The organism is Chryseobacterium sp. ISL-6 (assembly GCF_018613715.1).
GTDB lineage: Bacteria > Bacteroidota > Bacteroidia > Flavobacteriales > Weeksellaceae > Chryseobacterium > Chryseobacterium paludis.
Genome location: NZ_JAGGPT010000001.1, coordinates 832,061 through 847,989, shown reverse-complemented (window position 1 = coordinate 847,989; position 15,929 = coordinate 832,061). Strand labels below are relative to the sequence as shown.

At 33.2% G+C, this 15,929-nt stretch carries 13 protein-coding genes; 5 read left to right on the top strand and 8 right to left on the bottom strand.

All coding sequences use genetic code 11. The annotated features are described in order from the left end of the window. Positions 1–552: 552 nt before the first annotated feature. The 3 genes from J7E44_RS03940 to J7E44_RS03930 form a co-directional block, all read right to left on the bottom strand. Complete coding sequence (locus J7E44_RS03940; protein ID WP_214825815.1) at positions 553–1,812, bottom strand: tetratricopeptide repeat protein; 1,260 nt, start codon at positions 1,810–1,812, stop codon at positions 553–555. A 278-nt stretch (positions 1,813–2,090) separates the two neighbouring features. After that, complete coding sequence (locus J7E44_RS03935; protein WP_214825813.1) at positions 2,091–3,527, bottom strand: helix-turn-helix domain-containing protein; 1,437 nt, start codon at positions 3,525–3,527, stop codon at positions 2,091–2,093. A gap of 474 nt (positions 3,528–4,001) precedes the next feature. Beyond that, positions 4,002–4,451 carry a hypothetical protein gene (locus tag J7E44_RS03930; protein ID WP_214825812.1) on the bottom strand — a complete coding sequence of 150 codons (450 nt, stop codon included), beginning with the start codon at positions 4,449–4,451 and terminating at the stop codon, positions 4,002–4,004. Positions 4,452–4,703: 252 nt separating this feature from the next. Here J7E44_RS03930 and J7E44_RS03925 point away from each other — a divergent pair, with 252 nt between their 5' ends. Together J7E44_RS03925 and J7E44_RS03920 are read left to right on the top strand one after the other, a co-directional pair. Beyond that, positions 4,704–6,332 (top strand): hypothetical protein, encoded by a 1,629-nt coding sequence (locus tag J7E44_RS03925; protein ID WP_214825811.1) that lies wholly within the window; start codon positions 4,704–4,706, stop codon positions 6,330–6,332. A gap of 187 nt (positions 6,333–6,519) precedes the next feature. Next, positions 6,520–6,963 carry a YybH family protein gene (locus J7E44_RS03920; protein ID WP_251040468.1) on the top strand — a complete coding sequence of 148 codons (444 nt, stop codon included), beginning with the start codon at positions 6,520–6,522 and terminating at the stop codon, positions 6,961–6,963. Between the two features lie 2 nt (positions 6,964–6,965). On the opposite strand, the gene J7E44_RS03915 is transcribed toward J7E44_RS03920, so the two are convergent. Continuing rightward, positions 6,966–7,784, bottom strand: a complete 819-nt coding sequence (locus J7E44_RS03915; protein ID WP_214825810.1) for a helix-turn-helix domain-containing protein — start codon at positions 7,782–7,784, stop codon at positions 6,966–6,968. 525 nt (positions 7,785–8,309) lie between these two features. Here J7E44_RS03915 and J7E44_RS03910 point away from each other — a divergent pair. After that, positions 8,310–9,185: an alpha/beta fold hydrolase gene (locus J7E44_RS03910; protein WP_251040467.1), complete on the top strand. Its 876-nt coding sequence runs from the start codon at positions 8,310–8,312 to the stop codon at positions 9,183–9,185. A 35-nt stretch (positions 9,186–9,220) separates the two neighbouring features. Continuing rightward, a complete protein-coding gene (locus J7E44_RS03905; RefSeq protein WP_214825809.1) occupies positions 9,221–9,814 on the top strand; it encodes a dihydrofolate reductase family protein in 594 nt (197 codons plus the stop codon). Positions 9,815–9,851: 37 nt separating this feature from the next. Here the strand turns inward: J7E44_RS03905 and J7E44_RS03900 are convergent, their stop codons facing one another. From J7E44_RS03900 to J7E44_RS24365, 3 genes are all read right to left on the bottom strand, one after another. Continuing rightward, a complete protein-coding gene (locus J7E44_RS03900) occupies positions 9,852–10,781 on the bottom strand; it encodes a bifunctional helix-turn-helix transcriptional regulator/GNAT family N-acetyltransferase (protein ID WP_214825808.1) in 930 nt (309 codons plus the stop codon). Between the two features lie 128 nt (positions 10,782–10,909). Then, the gene (locus J7E44_RS24370; protein WP_261511915.1) at positions 10,910–11,056 is read right to left on the bottom strand and encodes a bacteriocin-like protein; all 147 of its coding nucleotides are present in this window, start codon (positions 11,054–11,056) and stop codon (positions 10,910–10,912) included. A 28-nt stretch (positions 11,057–11,084) separates the two neighbouring features. Then, a complete protein-coding gene (locus J7E44_RS24365; protein WP_261511917.1) occupies positions 11,085–11,228 on the bottom strand; it encodes a bacteriocin-like protein in 144 nt (47 codons plus the stop codon). Positions 11,229–11,636: 408 nt separating this feature from the next. Here J7E44_RS24365 and J7E44_RS03895 point away from each other — a divergent pair, with 408 nt between their 5' ends. Continuing rightward, positions 11,637–12,767: an alpha/beta hydrolase-fold protein gene (locus J7E44_RS03895; RefSeq protein WP_214825807.1), complete on the top strand. Its 1,131-nt coding sequence runs from the start codon at positions 11,637–11,639 to the stop codon at positions 12,765–12,767. Positions 12,768–12,799: 32 nt separating this feature from the next. Here J7E44_RS03895 and J7E44_RS03890 read toward each other — a convergent pair whose 3' ends face one another. Further along, on the bottom strand, positions 12,800–15,904 hold the full coding sequence (locus J7E44_RS03890; RefSeq protein WP_214825804.1) for a non-ribosomal peptide synthetase family protein: 3,105 nt from the start codon (positions 15,902–15,904) through the stop codon (positions 12,800–12,802). Positions 15,905–15,929 lie beyond the last annotated feature (25 nt).

Genomic DNA, 15,929 nt, shown 5'->3' with positions numbered 1-15,929 from the left:
TATGTTTTTCACAATTCACTTTACAATGACCATTGATTTCACAAGTATACAATCCAAACCATTATACGCTGTAATTTGAGGATATTACATAGATATAACATGTGTTTAAGTTGTTGTAAATCAGTTGTTTAAAGTTATTTGTAAATCTGGGAGATGATGCAATATTATTATTTTAATAAAATTAAAGCAGATATAAAATCTATATTTTTCAATTTTAACATGCATTTTGTATACTATTTTCCAGATATGAAGTATTAAAAATTGGTAATCTGCAATTATAGATTCTGAAAAGAATATCATTTATACAAATCAACTCCATTATATTCTCGTTGTAACAGATCTATTTTTTGGTTTAGGAAATCTGATATTTATTGCTATTATTTTCTCTTTTTTGAATATTTATTGTGATACCAATAATAAAGAAAACTTAAAATGAAATACCAAAATCGGGATGTTATGTCTCCGTAGGAAATGTTTTTCCTTGTGATTATTAATTAATGTTGAATGTAGTGAGGTTCTAAGGTTCTGTTGATTCCTATTTTTACTCATACTTTATCTTTTAATTAAGGTGCTTAATTTTTTTATTATACAATTGTATTTACTGTAACTGTAAAGTTTATGTTGAATAGGTGAATCGGCTGTTTTATTATTTTGATTGACATTCTTCATCCAGATGTAGATATCAACGTTTGATGGGATCCCCAATTTTTTTCTTAATCTATGCTTTCTTATTTGTATGGATTGTGGTTGTAAAAGCGTATATTGAGCAATATCTTTAGTTGAAAAGTTAAGGAATAATAAAGCACAAAATCGTAATTCGTTGATGAGCATATTAGGTTCTATTTCTAAAAGTCCTGGAAATAAATCAGGATATACCTCTTGAAAGCGGTTTAAAAATTCCGAATCATTGTTTTTAGCTAATCTTACTATTTCTTCAAAATCAGTATTTAGCTTTTTGTTTAATAATTTAGTTTCTTGATTTTTTTTATTTAAAATCTTTCGCTCTTTACGGATCTTTGTAAAAATGTATATAAAAAAAGCTATAACCAATATAGCGATCATACATATAATATAAATTAAGGATCTGGTTTTGGACTTCAATTTCTCCTCTTTTTTGATAACCAATTCTTTTACAATGCTTTCCGTTGAGTCTTGAGAGCTCGTATTTAAACTATTATTGGTAGAATTATATTTCTGGAGAAATGTTTTGTATAACTCTTTATTATTAATTTTTAAATAGGCCTGAGAAATTAATTGATAAAGATCTGACATGACATGTATATTCTTAGTTTCCTTAGCCAATTCTAACGCCTTTTGATAGTTGTTAATGGCTAATGAATATTTTTTCTTTCTGTCATAAATTTTGCCTTTAACCTGATATAATTTGACATTACAGCTACCTACTAAAATTCTTTTTTGTACTTTCAATAATTTAAAATATATATCTGCCGAATCAATTTTATTTTCGTCAATTTTAACTTCTATCAATGTTAAATGAGCCCAAGCTGATATTGTTTGTAATCTTTGATTTTTTTTCTTCTGTAATAGAGCAATTGCTTTTTCGAGATAGAAAGTAGCAGAGTCAAATTGTTTTTTACCTCTATACACGACACCAGTATCAATGAATGCCGATGCTTTAGTATATATTTTTATTGAATCAACAGGTATTTTATCTGATAATACAGCTATTTCTTTAAGTTCAATTATGGCATCTTTATAAAGGCCTATAGCAATATAATTATAACTGGTAAGTTGTTTTATTTTCATCTGAGTACAGAGATCGTTTTTAGCATAGTTCTCTGTTTTTGCCAAATTCAGATACTTTAGACTTTTTTTATAATTCGCTTCAAAAATAAAAGTATTGGATAGATTTAAATAAATCAACGTAATTCCTTTAGAATAGCTGATTTTTTTTGCTTCTTTCAAGACCAACATATTTTCTCTTATATATTGATCATGTTTTCCATTTAGTCCTAAAGTACTTAGCCTTTTAAGTTTCGAATCAATATATTGAGAAGTGATCTTTTCCTGGGCAAATATAAAAGTTGAAAATAAAAAGAATAGAATTTTTAGCATAGATTAATGAATTATTAAATAGCATTATTAATGTTCTTCATCCAATTGTAAATATCTTGATCAGAAGTAATGTTGAGTTTCTTTCTCAATCTGTTTTTTCGTGTTTGTATGGATTGAGGTTTTACGAAAGTATATGTCGCTATGTCTTTGGTAGAAAAATCGAGAAATAGCAAAGCACAAAACTTTAACTCACTGTGAAGAAGCATGGGATCAATATTTAAAAGGCTTGAAAAGAAATCAGGGTATACTTCTTGAAACCTGGTTAGAAATTCTGAATTATTATTTTTCGCCATTTGTATGATCTCTTCATAAGCAATGGGAAGTTTTTCATTTAATAATGTAGTTTCTTCATCTTTTAGATTAAATTTTTTTTTCTTTTTATCTCTCTTTCTTATCATGAAAAACATAAAAATAAGCAAACAGAAAGTACATAAAATCAAACTGCCTAGTAAAAGTTGGTTTGTGGTCTCTATTTTACTTTCTTTTTGTATAATTAATTCTTGTACTATTTTTTCAATTTCCGGTTGCTTTGTCCGTATTAATTTCTCATTTATAGCAGCCGACATTTTAGAGTATTTTTGAGCGGAATTATTATCCCCTTTCTGCTTGTAAATTTCAGACATAGCATGATATAGCCATTGTAATTGTACTATATTATGGGTGTTTTTAACCAGTTCAATTGCCTTTTGATAATTTATAATGGCAAAATCATATTCTTTTTTATAGCAATTGATTAAGCCTTTTACTTTGTATAGCCTAAAATTATTGTTTCCAAGAATTTTTTTTGATGGAATTTCTATCGCCTGGAGCAGTATAGTTGCTGAATCTATTTTTTTTTCAGTGATATTTACTTCGATCAAACCCATAGAATACCATAATAAAATTGCCTGAAGTCTGGGAGTTAATTTTTTTTGATTTTTTAGAATATTAAGTCCTTTTCCTAAATATAGTTTACAAGAATCTAATTGCTTTTGGTTCTTATAAATAGCTGCTATATCACAGTATGCTGAAGATTTAGTATATACCCTGAGAGTATCAGCTGACATATCATCAGCTAAAACTATTACCTCTTTAAGCTCATTAATAGCTTCCCGATAAAGTCCAATATTAGAGTAGTTAAAGCCCAGAAATCTTTTAAAGTTGACTTGAAAATCAAAATTATCTTTAGCATATTCTGCATTTTTAGCAAGTTGTAAATATTGGAAGCTTTTTTTGTAGTTTCTGGAGTATGAATATCCATAAGAAAGATTCAAATAGCTCAGTGCAATGCCTTTAGAATAATTGATCCGTTTAGAGCTTTTCAATACCGACATATTTCTGGACATAAACTGATTGTAGTTACCTTTTCTAGCTAAATTTTCTATATTTTGAAATTCTGAATCTATATATTTAGGTGTTATATCTTGATGATTAAATATGAAAATAGCGATGAATAATGTGAGAATTTTCATTTTGTACTAGTTATTTTGCGAATTGTGGTGTGTAAAACTAGGGAATATTTTGATATTTTACATTAATTAATGAATTAATTACTGAAGATATTAAATGAGTGCTTTAACTAAGTAATTAAAATAAATTACTTAGTTCTCGGCGTTTGAATTAATATTGATTATGATTATGTGCGGCAATAATAAGAATTTGTATTACATAATCCTTTAATGAATGTATGACATAGGTATTACATGTTGAATTTAAATGGAATTATTCCAGGAAAAACAACTAATTCAGTTTATAAAAATAAATGAATACAAAGTGTACTTGTATGTGTTAAGAAAATGAATAAATAGAACGATGTCATTCTATATTTTAGAATTTTTTTTATTGCTTAAAGTTTAAGTGTAATTGAATAAATAATGAATTCTTATGTGGTTTAAGTCGTTCTTCATTATTCGTTCTTTATTCTCTGTTATTATCTCTAATATAGCCTATTTTAAGATTTTAATTGTTGATTGAGAAAAATTGAAATAGAATATTTTGTTATATATCCTATCAACGTTATTTTTTTTCACAAATTTCTCACTACCAATCAAATCTTTTGAAAAGAAGCTTTCTACAACAATCACAAACCACAGTTCTTCGATCTTTAACTGATTTTTTAAATTCTGTAAATTACTTATTTGATACATCCATTTGTCAATAGAGTATTGTATGTTATAAAGGAGATCACAGAAGTAGATTCCTTTTCGTATACCATTTTCTTCAATGACATTAATTTTATGCTCATAATCGATTATTTGCAATGATTGATTGTATATATCAATAAAATGACAAAGATCAAAAACCTGGATCATTTTTTCCTCTTGCTGTATCCCTGACAAATGGGGTTCATCCATGATGTGAGTCGTATATTGCTGAAGTCTATTTAATAAATTCATCGTATTACAAAAGAAATTATAATCGGGCGGTTATTTTTCTTTATTATACAAGAAGACATATTTTTTATACTAAATAATCTTCTAGTAGAGTTTGTATAAAATAAGGTACTGTTAGTATAATTTCTCATTATTAGAAATGCGGATGCTTTATATTTGTTAGATACTGCTAACCCAAAAGATAAAATAAAACATAAAATATTGTTGCAACCTAACAAACCTCAGAGATCAAAAACAGATAAATTTTAATGGATTATGAAATTACGTATGTCCATTGGTATTATCTTAGTATTTCTAGCAATCCCCGGTCAAAGTTTCGCCTATTTATATGGGGAACATAAAAAGATCGGGGATGCTGCTTTTAAACGGTTCAGGTTTATGCATTTGGATCAACCTGGAGGTGGATTCTTTTTTAAAGCGATACTAAGTGGAGAAGATCCTGAAAATTTTGGGTTTTTGTCTTCTGGCGGCAATAAAATCAGTTATGGTATATTAAACGGGCTTAATGGAGACCATGAAATAGATCCGGTATTGCTTGAAGAGCAATTGCGTAATAAAGAATCCGTGATCCAACAGATCATCACTATGCACCAATTGTATATTGATCAGGGACAATTGGCAGCACCCGATGCAAAGCTGGCTGGGCTCGATATGCGATATGCGCTGTTAGCAGTAGCTAATATGTCGCATTTTTATCTGTATGGTAAAGACCTACGCTCGCAGCTTAATGCTTTTACACCGGTTTGGGTACAGGATGCACAGAATAAAACCAAAGTGAAAGCTGTATTTCAAAAGTTGAAAAAGACAAATGCACTGACAATGTATGTGACGGTGCACTTAATAGCCATGGATCTTGCTGCAAAAGCTGGTAAGCTTAAGGAATTTGATCAGGAACGTGCAGAAACATGGTTACAACAGGCTATATTGTTTAACAGTTTTGCAGACCATTTTCTGGAAGATGCTTTTTCATCAGGGCATCTTGTGGTAAACAGGAGTCCATTGGCATCTTTTACCAATAATAAAGCATTGCATGATTTTTATTCGATGAAAGGAAGTATGGTGGTCAATAGGCGAGGTGAGGTATGGAAAGCTTATGGTGATGGATCATTGGAAAAGAGTGGCGCTGACAGGATAATTGAGGCCGTTCAGGTTTCGCTTTCAGAAGTATTTGATGCATATTCAGGGAAGTTAATTGGAAGTATGAAGGCTGATGATTTGTTAGATTCTATTAAACCTCTATGGCTGATACCGATCCCCTATAATACCGATTTAAACAATCTCCTTCCTGACAGCCTGATTACAGTAGAGGCCAGGAAGGCGAGTCAGATATTACCAGACCGAAACTTCATCAGGAGTAGGATTGGAAATTCTATAGTCTTTGGTTTTAATTCGAGAGCATTTAAAAGTGCTAATTTGGAAAGCGGTGAATTCAGGTTGAAGTTTGGGCTTTTCTCAAAACGGTATGAGTATAATGAATTGGGAACAAAAAGAGGAATGTTGGATTATTTTAATGGTTATACGCTGAGTTATGGATTTGGGAGTATTGGCCAATTCGGTTCTGAATTGCCCCGGCAAAGAGTTTATTTGTTAAAAGGAGGTGTCAGGAGCAATTATGATTATTGGATCACGGATAAAAAGTTTTTGGGTTTTATCAGTTATATGGAAGGTGGGGTTGAATTTCAGGAAGGAAAAGCTTCTATTGTATTTGTACCCTCTGTGGGCATACAGCTAGGACCACTTTTTAATATCAATTATTACAATATGCCCTTGTGGTTAAGGATTCCGGCACAGATGATATTACCTTTAGAGGTTAGATTAGGGAGTGTGATTGGTAAAGGAGAACCGGTAATGTTTTCAGGGCTTGATCTTAATTATGTTTTTTAAAAGTCCTTCAACAAAATTGGCACATATAAGCTTCTGTCAATTTTTATAGGAAAGCAATCTCTCGTTCTTTTCAAAATAGATTTTTGCTGGAAATTGATTTATTTATATATTTTGTATCCATATAATTTGTTCGCTATTTTACAATTTTTAGTGAGTAAAGATGATTTACTTTGAATAAAAAATTGAAATGAAAAAAATACTTGTTTTAAGTGGATTGCTGACATTAGCTTTTTGGTGTAATGCTCAAACCAGTGATGCCTTTAGTTCTGTGAGAAAGACAATTGAAGCGAGCAATGCTATCTACGCTGACCTTGCTAATAAAAATGATGGATCCATCCTGACCCGATATACCGATGATGCCTGTCTCTTTCCTCCAAACGCTACACCAGTATGTGGGAGCAAAGAAATAGGAATATTCTTTAAGTCCGGACCTAAAGTACATGTTAAATTTTCTATCCAGAACCTTTATGGAGACGGTAAAACATATGTAACAGAGGAAAGTTATTATGAGATGACAGATCTGGAGGGTAAGAAACTGGATGATGGAAAAGTAATTGTTATCTGGAAAAATACAAACGAAGGTTGGAAGATGCATCGCGATATGTTCAGCAGTAACCACCCGGTGAAATAGATTCAGAAACCGATGTTGACGGCTTGTTGAAATTCAGCATCATTTTTTATCAGTGAGTTCCTGGATGCAAATGGAGTAATAGCTGTAAATTTTCTGAACTCCTTAATGAAATGTGCCTGATCGTAATATCCACATGCATAAGCTATTTCAGTAAGTGATGCTGCTGTATTCAGTACCATCTGTAAACTCTTATTAAACCGTATTACTCCAGAAAAGGCTGATGGACTAATACCCATATTCATCATATAAAGCTTTTGGATATATCTTTCAGACAGTCCTGAGTTCTGCGCAATAGTAGAGAGGGCTAATGGTTGGTGATCGAGAAAAAACTGTTGGCTGAGGGTCTGGATAATTGAAATTTTCTTTAACCGCGTTTCGTTTTTTTTCAGTTGCTTAAGAAAGTGAGTTTCCAAAATACTGATTTTAGAGATGAGTCCTTCTGTCAGCATTATGCGATCATATAATTCCTTGTTTTCTGCATTGGCCACATCATACATATCTGTGGCATAGTTAGTGAATTCGGATAAAGGGGCTGAAAAGAATAATGATGCAGCATACGGGTAAATACGAGCAATAAGAATAGATGTATATTTTTTTACTGTGAGCCTGGTGGGAAGGGTAAGATGTCCCAACAATTCTATATCTGGAGTGTTCTTCCGTTTACCATTGATAATAGTGGCGGCTGCCCCTCCAGATAAATTAATGATTAAATCTACATATCCACTTGGATAAAATACCTCATTATCAATATCCCTGTCAATCGTAACAACAGTAAAGTTCTTTATGTAGGGTGCTAAAATTGTGGAAGGTAAAATCTGCATATGATGATTTTATTAAAACTTATAATATATCTTTTTGCAACTTATCTGACTCCGGTTACAATTGGTGATTGACATTATCTATTTTCCGGAAATTAATACCCGGTTTTACTTATGTTCCTATATATCAAAATGGTAACTACTTACAAATGTAAAGTAATTTTCAAAATATTTTTAATAAATACTTTTAACGGTGAAAAGAAAAGGATTGATGTTGAGAGAGAAGAATACAGAAAAATCAAAGAAAAGGGTTTGATAAAGAATGTATATTTTGATAAAGTAAACATTTCTATGAAGCAATGAATTCTGGCAGTAAAATGGGAATAATACATTTTTTTAATTATTAATGGTAGGATATATGGTGGAACTGGATAATAAAAAACATGTTTAATTTTTTCTTTTTTTTTTAAATATAGAAAGATCTGCTTTTCTTAGGTCCTTTATAGCTTCAAAATAAAATCTTGCCTTATGGCAAGTTAATTTTCATGATAGATTACTAATTTTGGTTAAACAAAATCAAATATAATTATGAAAAATCTATTAAATTCCTGTAAGTTCCTTACGCCATTAGTAATGGTTGTTATTATGATGTTTACAGCATCGCAATTATATGGGCAACAAATAAAGCCTTCTAACAGTGGCTACGTACCGGTTAATGGTATTAAAGTTTATTATGAAGTATATGGTGAGGGTAGACCCATTGTTCTATTGCATGGCGCTTTTATGACCATTGACACAAACTGGGGGCAGTTAATTCCAGAGCTGTCAAAAACAAGGAAAGTCATTGCAATTGAATTGCAGGGACATGGACATACAGCATTTTCAGATAGAAAATTGTCTCATGCTACCTTAGCAAGTGATGTAGTTGGAGTCATGGATTATCTGAAAATTGAAAGTGCCGATGTAGTAGGGTATAGCTTTGGAGGTGCTATAGCATACGAATTTGCTATCCAAAGTCCTAAACGACTTAAGAACCTGGTAATCATTTCTGCGACCTATAAAAGTAGTGGTTGGCTACCTGAGATAAACAATGCTTTTAAGAACATGAAGCCAGAACTTTTTGCAAACAGCCCTATGCAGACTGCGTATGATGCAGTAGCACCTGATAAAACAAAATGGACAAAATTCTTAGAGCAGATGATTGCTTCCGCTGGAGTTCCATATGACTTTGGAGACAATAATATTTCGAAAATTTCTTCACCTGTATTAATTATTTCTGGAGACAATGACGGACTGGATAAAGTAGAGCTGGCAAAAACATATAAATTGTTGGGAGGTGGCATTTCTGCAGATTTTAAACCTATGCCAAAATCTCAATTAGCCATCGTTCCAGGACAGAGCCATGTCAGCCTTATGATGCAGACTTCAATTATTTTGGGTTATTTGAACAGTTTTTTAAAGTAATTAAATTCAGATTTAGACTACAAAAAAATAATAAGATGAGGAAAATAACTGTTTTATCAATGATGACATTGGATGGTGTTATGCAGGCTCCTGGTGGACCTCAGGAAGACGTATCCGGAGACTTCAAATATGGTGGATGGACGGTGTCTTACGGGGATGAGCTTTTCGGCGAGATCATGAAAGAAGAAATGAAGCCATCGGATTATCTTTTGGGTAGGAAAACCTTTGATATTTTTTCATCCTATTGGCCTCAGCATGCTGACTTCTGGCCAGGTATCAATGATGGTAATAAATACATTCTGTCTCACACCGTGGAAGAATCAGATTGGGAAAACACCACTTTTATCAAAAGTCTTGAAGATATCAAAATGCTCAAGAATTCGGAAGGTGCTGATATTCAGGTTTGGGGCAGCAGTAAGCTTGTCCAATTGCTGCTAAAACATGATCTCGTTGATGAAATGCGGCTCAAAATTTACCCCTTAATCCTTGGTGAAGGGAAAAAGCTATTTGAAAATAATATGATCCCGGCGGCATTTACATTAACGGAAAATCAGGTAACATCAAAAGGAGTTATTATAGCCACTTACAAACGTGATGGAAAAGTGATAACTGGTGATGTTGAAATTTAGATTTTGATTTTAAGATTATTAACTTTTCTGTCATTTTCTAATCGATACTTTTCAACATATGAATTGTTGTAGCGTAATGTCCTGAATTACCGAGTGAGTCATCTAAATGTTTGTAACCCAGTTTTTCATATAAAGATACTGCACCTTGAAATACCTCGAAGGATTCCAGGTAGAGTTGATGGTAACCAGCTTTTTTTGCTCTTTCTTCAATCATATTAAGAAGATATAAGCCAATACCATTTCCCCTTAATTTATCTGAAAGGTAGAACTTGACAATCTCCGCACATGATGAAGGTAGTCCTGGGGTTGGATAAAAGCCACACCCTCCTAAAATTGTATGATTACATTCTACTACCCAATATTCAGCAGAAGGATGTAGAAAATGTTGATATAATATATCTGTCTGGGGATCATCATATACGCTTCCTTTTTTAGAAGCATTGAATTCATCAAATACCTGACGAATAAGAGCCGCTAATTGCTCATTGTCCTTTTCTTCAATCGGACGAATAATGATAGGGTCAACTGGGTCATGATCATCCTTTTGGTGAAGAAGTGAATCGATGGTATTCATACATCGAATGATGGTTTTCAATTTCTCTTTGGAAAAGTCAGTAAATAAATTTTCTATCTGATTGTCCGAATCAAGATTTATTTTTTCATACGTCATACGACCTACATCTGTAAGATTAATAATATTTGAGCGATGGTCTTCTCCAGATTTCTTTTTAATAGTGAGACCCAATTTTTCAAAACGTTTAAGTATCCGGCTTAAGAAACCTTTATCTAATTCAAGAGTACTGGCGATTTGTGTTGGTGTTATATCAGAATTGAAATAAATTTCACGCATAACCCTAACCTCCGAAATGCCAAGGTCTCCATCCAGGATACCTTTGTTAAGCAACCCCAGTACCTGCGTATAATTCCTGTTAAAGGATCTTATTTGGTCAATATATTCTTGTTTCATAATGTAAAAATACACAATAGTTGACTTAGTCAACTATTTTTAGTGGAAATATTATTTCATTATTATTTTACATTAAAAAAAAGCTGCCCAAAAGGACAGCTTTTATATGATCTAAAAACTTGTAGTATTTAGCTCAATATCTCACATGGTGCAAAACAATACACCCAAGGACATCTTTTTGTCCCTGGAGGAGGACAACATGCTTCAGAGCACGTCACGGCACCACCATTAATATTCTTCAGGTGATCTCTTGAAATTTTCTTAAAATTTTTCATAATAAAGTAATTTGGTTGAACTTAAGAATTACGGTTGATTTCCGCCACCACATCCGTCATATGGCATACACTGCCATTTTCCGTTGATCAAACACAGTTGTCCACCCATGCAGTTAATGCCGCCCTGGATGGTTTTCATTTCTTGTCTGTTGATTTTTTTTAAATTTTTCATAAGAATTTAATTTTATAATTTGCTATTCTGCTTTAGTTTTGCAGATTACGTTTAGTTCATTCTAAATTAATCAATTTTGGTTAATTGAAGTGAAATTATTATTAAAATATTAATATTCAATTAGTTTACTTATGGAATGTAGGTTTTGAAGTATTATTTTATCTGTAATTTGATTAATCATTGTTAAGTTCTAAGTATTTATATTCTTGATTTTCATTTATTTTTTGATTTTAAATTAAACTTCGATAATTTTTGAAAATTCTGTCTTTGACTATTTTTCTATAAATATTTCCTTAATATTGAAATGAAATTACCTGATGTTAACTTAAAGACTGATTTAAGACCTTTCTTAAAAATGGTGTCTTGTGATGAATGATTATGATTTTCTTATTTTTTAAAACTAAAATAATGCAGTACCTACAAAAGATATTTCTTAGTTTCATTTTATTTTCTTCAATAGCATTTTCCCAAACCTATACAATTACTTCTACAGCCTTGCCTGGAAAAGCATTTCCTAAAATAGATGCAGAGAGGAAAGCGAAATTTCGTGTTTATTTTCCAGATGCAAAATCGGTGACCTTAGATGGTGGTGATGGAATGAAAAGTATAAAATCCCTTGTTTCAAAAGATAAAGATGGCTTTTGGAATATCTCAACAACACCGTTGGAAATAGGGTTTCATTATTACTGGTTGAATGTGGATGGCAAACGGGTAAATGATCCAAATACACAGCTGTATTTTGGCTATGGCCAACCTACCAGTGGTATTGAAGTTCCCTCCGGAGAAGATTTTTTTATGGAGAAAAATGTAAAACACGGGGAAATAGTTGAGGACAGCTTAAATTCGAATATAACACAGGGTAAAAGAAATTTTAAAGTATATCTTCCCCCGAATTACGGATCGGAGAAGCTACCTGTCCTGTACTTATATCATGGTACAGGAGAAGATATTACAGGATGGGAAAAACAAGGTTTTATCCGCCAAATTCTTGATAACCTTTTTGCAGAGAAAAAAGCTAAGGAAATGATCGTGGTTATGGATTATGGAGTTGCATTAAATCCAGAAGAAGAAAATATGGCAGATGATTATCCAAGAACTGTTCTTTCTTCCAAAAACCTTAACAGAATCCTTACTCAGGAACTGATTCCCTATATTGAAAAGAAATATAAAACGACTGATAAAAAAGCTATTGCCGGACTTTCTCGCGGAAGTTATCAGGCCATGCTTATCGGAGCTAGTCATCCTGAGATGTTTTCAGCAATTGGGGTATTTAGCCCAGTGATTTATGAAGGTACCGAATCCGACCCTTTTAAAGAACTTCCAATCGGAAACTTATTAAAATCAAAGAAAAAGCCTTACTTTTTTATTGGAATCGGGGAAAAAGAAGAGGCAAGGTTTTTTGAATTTAATAAAACATTGAATGATTTTTTTAGCCAAAATAAGTATTCTTACACTTTATACAGTTCTGCAGGCACTTATCATGAATGGCTTACCTGGAGAAGATCTCTATATCAGTTTGCTCAGAAGATTTTCAAATAAAATCCCCGGCCAGAACCGGGGATAAACCATAACTAAGAATGCAGGCCAAGATACTTTAAATAAGAATCGAGGAGTGGTTTGTCGAACACAGGTTCTTTAATATCAGAATCTTTGAGGAACTCCTGTACATTTGAACAGTCCCAAATGTAAGTATGCTGATAAAGTTCCACCGTAGACAAACCTTCGTGCATATTATCTTTAAACAAACTTGTCAATGGATATAATCTGTTTTTGCTGTCATTCTCCCAATGTTTTCGCCATTCTTTATAGGGAAGGGGGCTAAGCTGGTAGGGGTAATTTTTTTTAAGCAGGTCAAAGAAACCTTCCAAGGTCAGATTGGTCTCCGGGCTGGCAATCAGATTGAATTTCTTTCCGATGGCATTTTTATTTTTTGTAATATGAGCCATTGATTTAGTCATATAGTCGACTGTTATCAAACCTTCTCTTAACTCTGTTAATGCAGGGTAAGACTTAAATTCAATACAGTTTTTCACCAGACCCGACCACCACTGATAGGGCGCGCTTGCTCCGGATTCACTATGGCACATTGCATATCCCAGACGATAAGTAATTAATGGGAGACCTTCTTTTGCAGCCAGATCGGCTATGGCTTCCATTACGTACTTACTTCTGACATAGCCGATATCTTTACTTACTGATACAATGTTTTGTTCAATATCATCAGATTCCAGCATTACTTTTTTTCCGGTAAACACATGTCCCCAACTGTAAACAGAAATAGTAGATAACAAAGCAAGGCATTTTGTTCTTTGAGCTCCTGCAAGTCTTATAATTTCTCTGAGCCCATCAACATTGGGAGCTTTCATATAAGAATAAGGCTCAATAAAGTTTACGGAACTACCGGAATGATAAATCAGATCAATAGTTGTTGCCAGCATATTAAATATTTCCTCTGATAATCCGAGCGAAGGTACTGCCAGATCACCTAAAACAGGGATAATTCTTGATCGCTGTTCATGGTTTTGAGGGACATGAAATTGAATAAAACACTTGTCTATTTTTTCCATTGCATGAAATTCATCCTGGGCTCTTACCAGACAATAAATATCTGCGGTAGTTGTATCTAAAAGTTCCTGTAAAAGATGAATTCCTACAAATCCTGTGGCACCGGTCAACAATATTGCTGATGGATCTTCAATTTTTTTTGGATCAAAATTATCCTCAAAATAGGTTCCGGGATTCAGGTAGACATCTTGCTGTAATTCAACATAAGGCTCCACATCTTCGAGAGGAATTGCCTCCCTTGCTTCCTTAGCACGGGCTATCAGTACATTGGCGAGATTTCGTAAGACAGGATATTGATAAATATCGCGTAGGTATACTTTTACATTTAATTTTTCCTGTAATGCAACAGCTACAATAGCTACTAAAAGAGAATTTCCGCCAATATCAAAGAACTGATCTGTCATATTAATGATGGGAAGTTCTAGTTCTGATGACCAAATATCTGCGATAATTCTTTCGGTCTCATTTGTTGGTGGTTCGTGGGAGATAAGTTCCTTAGCTTCCTTATCAGCTAAGCTCTGTAAAAGATCAGTATTTGTTTTTCCATTGGCCGTTAATGGTATTTTATCAATAGCAATAATCTGTGCGGGAATCATATACCCTGGCAATTCCTCTTTGAGCTGATTTCTGATCAGTGCAATGTTTTTTTCCACATTAGGTTTTAAAACAATAAAAGCAGTTAGGTATTTGTTATCTCCTGAAGTGTTTTTTGTGATTACTATCGCTTCCTGTATTCCCTCCAACCGGTCAAAGGTGCGTTCTATTTCTCCTAATTCAACACGGAATCCTCTAATTTTCACCTGATTATCTATTCGTCCAAGAAATTGAATATCTCCCTCTGAAGTCCATCTGGCAAGATCTCCTGTACGATACAGTTTTTCAGTTTCCATAAAAGGATTAACAATGAACTTTGAAGAGGTGAGTTCTTCATTATTAAGATATCCTTTAGCTAATAAAATTCCACTAATATACAGTTCTCCAGTTGCACCTATCGGCAATAGTTCCATTTGGTTTCCCAGAATATAAGCTTTAGCATTGGCTATTGGTTTACCAATTGAAGAAACATATTCTCCATTAATATCTTTTACCTTTTTAAAAGTAGCATAGACTGTACATTCTGTAGGTCCGTAATAATCAATAAGCTCATAGCTTAATCCCTTGGTAAGTAACGGTTTAAGTTTTTCACCTCCTGTGAAAAGATATTGCAGTGCAAGGTCACCGTAATTTTTAGTCTGTGCTACAACTGCCGGAGCTAAAACAGTAGGTACGAAACCGTGAGTAATTCTGTTCTTGTGATAAAAGTTAACCAATGCCGAAGCCGCAGTCCTTTCTTCACTATCTGTTATAAAAAGAGTTGCACCCGCAGTAAGGGCTGACCAGGTTTCCCATACTGATATATCAAAAGCTAATCCTGCAACCAGAGTTAGGTGAGAAGTATGATCTACATTAAAATGACTGTTATGCCAGGATACTAAATGCTGGATGCTTTCATGAGTAATCATTACTCCTTTAGGATTTCCTGTTGAGCCAGAGGTGTAAATTGTATAAGCAAGGGCGTTGTAATGGGGTATAACCTCCGGTTGTTGAACGGATAAATTTGTGAGATCTTCTTTTTGATCGAGATAAAAAATCTGGCAGATTTTACTTCCTGCAAATGATTGGCTGAGGGTATGATTGGTAATAATGATTTCTGCTTTAGTATCATTAAGAATATATTCTACACGTTTTACAGGATATGCCGGATCTATAGGTACATAAGCTGCACCTGTTTTTAAAACTCCGAGAATGGCAATGATCCATTCCAGTGAGCGGTCGAGCCAGACGGGAACAAACATACCTTCTGTTACTCCTTTTGCGATCAGGATATTGGCAAGCTGATTGCTTTTCTGATCCAGTTCGCGGTAGGTTATTTGTCGATTCTGATAGATGGCTGCTGTATGATCTGCATGAAGACTGACTTGTTTTTGGAAAAGAGAAACCAAAGTTTGTTCTTTCTGGAAGCTCCAACTGGTGTCATTAAACTCATTTAGAAGTTTATATCTGTCTTCCGGAGATAGGGAAACTGAGGTTAAATTTTTTTGTGTTTCTGATGTTGAATTGATGTTTGACATATTAGTTTTTTTGATTTGGTTAAAA